3 protein-coding genes are annotated in these 2,209 nt (G+C 68.3%); all 3 read left to right on the top strand.

Annotation, left to right across the window (positions count from 1 at the left end; genetic code table 11):
• The first annotated feature begins 92 nt into the window (after nucleotides 1–92).
• Nucleotides 93–1,079, top strand: coding sequence for an ABC transporter permease (locus EN781_RS31160; protein ID WP_127400658.1), 987 nt, complete (start codon nucleotides 93–95; stop codon nucleotides 1,077–1,079).
• Nucleotides 1,076–1,906, top strand: coding sequence for an ABC transporter permease (locus tag EN781_RS31155; protein WP_126058190.1), 831 nt, complete (start codon nucleotides 1,076–1,078; stop codon nucleotides 1,904–1,906). The genes EN781_RS31160 and EN781_RS31155 overlap by 4 nt, the downstream gene beginning before the upstream one ends.
• Nucleotides 1,903–2,209: ATP-binding cassette domain-containing protein (locus EN781_RS31150; protein WP_245492698.1), on the top strand; the 307-nt coding region annotated here is incomplete at its 3' end. The genes EN781_RS31155 and EN781_RS31150, both read left to right, overlap by 4 nt.

Raw genomic sequence — 2,209 nt, 5'->3', positions numbered from 1 at the left:
CCCTTGAGGGGGAGATGTCCGGCAGGACAGAGGGAGGTGCTCAGGCGCGGCATTTCTCATAACCAGCATATCGCCAACCCACCGAGGCGCGCATGACCCGCGCCCTCACCCTCATCCGCCGCCGTCTCCTCGGCAGCGTCTTCGTGCTGCTGATCGTCGTCATCGGCACCTTCCTCCTGCTCGAGGCAGCCCCCGGCGACGCGGTCGACGCCTATATCGTCTCGACCGGCGGCGATGCCGGCATGATCGAGGTGCTGCGCCATCGCTGGGGCCTGGACCAGTCGGAAATGACGCGGCTCGCCAACTATCTCTGGGCGCTGCTGCATCTCGACCTCGGCCAGTCCGTCACCTTCTCCAGGCCGATCCGTGACGTCATCCTCGAACGCTTGCCGACCACGCTTCTCCTGATGGGCAGCGCCACCGCGCTCTCCTTCGGCCTCGGTTCGGCGCTCGGCATCTATGCCGGCGCGCGGCCTGGCAGCTTTCGCGACCGTTTCCTGTCGATCGGCTCATTGGCGCTCTATGCCGTGCCGGGCTTCTGGCTCGGCCTGGTGCTGATCGTCATCTTCGCCGTCGACCTGCGCTGGCTGCCGATCGGCGGCATCGAGACCATCGCCTCCGGCAGGACCGGGCTGTCGCGGGCCGCCGACATTGCCGCCCATCTCGTGCTGCCGGTCGCCGCGCTCGGTTTCATCTATCTCGCGCTTTACCTGCGCATGACGCGCGCCGGCATGGCCGAGGCCTGGCGGCAGGACTTTGTCCTCGCCGCCCGCGCCAGGGGGCTGTCGCGGCGTCGCATCGTGCTCGCCCACGTCGCCCGCAGCGCGCTCCTGCCGCTGGTCACTATGCTCGGCCTGCAGTCGGCGCAGATGCTCGGCGGCAGCGTCGTCATCGAAAGCGTCTTTGCCGTGCCCGGCCTCGGCCGGCTGGCGCAGGAGGCCGTCGCGGGACGTGACACGCCGCTGCTTCTCGGCATCATCCTGGTCAGCGCAGTGCTCGTCATCCTCATCAACCTCCTGGTTGACCTCGCCTACGCCCTGCTCGACCCCCGCGTCGGCGCCAGCGAGGCCGGCGCATGAGCCGGCTGCATCGCTTCTTCTGCACGCCGGAAGCGGTCGCCGGCGCCGTCATTTTTGCGACGCTCTTCGCCATGGCGCTTACCGCGCCGCTGCTCTTTCCCGGCGATCCGCAAGCCATTGCAGGTCCGGCATTGCTGTCGCCATTCCAAAACTGGTCGCTGCCGCTCGGCACCGATCGGCTCGGCCGCGACGTGCTGGCCGAGCTTTTCCACGGCGCCCGCACCTCGCTGGCCGTCGGTCTGGCGGCGGCCGCTGCCGCGCTGGTCATTGGCGCGGTGGTCGGCACGCTGGCCGGCTTTGCCGGCGGGCTGATCGACGAGGTGCTGATGCGCATTACCGATGCCTTCCAGACCGTGCCCGGCTTCCTGCTGGCCCTGGCCTTCGTCAGCATTGTCGGCCCTTCCCTCGGTGTGGTCGTTGCGGCCATCGCGCTTGGCGCCTGGACGGGACCGGCGCGCGTCGCGCGCGCCGAAGTGCTGTCGATCCGCGAACGCGACTATGTCGCCGGCGCCCGTGTCATCGGCATGCATCCGCTCGAGATCGCCTTTCGCGAAGTGCTCCCAAACGCGCTGCCGCCGGTGCTGGCACTGTCCTCGGTGATCGTCGCGGCGGCGATCCTGACGGAAGCCGCCCTGTCCTTTCTCGGCCTAGGCGACCCCAACCTCGTCACCTGGGGCGGCATGATCGCCGAAGGCCGTGCTGTTTTGCGCACCGCGCCTTTCCTGTCGATCATCCCCGGCATCGCGCTGGTGCTGACCGTGCTCGGCGTCTACCTCGCCGGCGAAGGCATCGTCGAGACGACAGCGGTGCGGAGAAGTCTGTCGTGACGGCGCTGCTTTCCATGCGCGACCTCACGGTCGCCTACCGCGGCAACGGCCGCGAGGTGCCGGCGCTGAAGGGTGTCAGCCTGGAGATCGAGGCCGGTGAGCGCCTAGCGATCATCGGCGAAAGCGGTTCGGGCAAGAGCACGCTGGCGCTGGCGATCGCTGGGTTGCTGCCAAGGTCTGCCAGGATTGACGGTGAGATCGAGTGGCAAATTCCGGAATCTCCATCGTCTCATTCCTTCGCGCCCCCCTCTGTCCTGCCGGACATCTCCCCCACAAGGGGGGAGATCAGACCCTCATATCCGC

This window comes from Mesorhizobium sp. M4A.F.Ca.ET.090.04.2.1, from assembly GCF_003999085.1.
Classification (GTDB): domain Bacteria; phylum Pseudomonadota; class Alphaproteobacteria; order Rhizobiales; family Rhizobiaceae; genus Mesorhizobium.
This window is presented reverse-complemented; position numbering and strand designations above follow the sequence as displayed.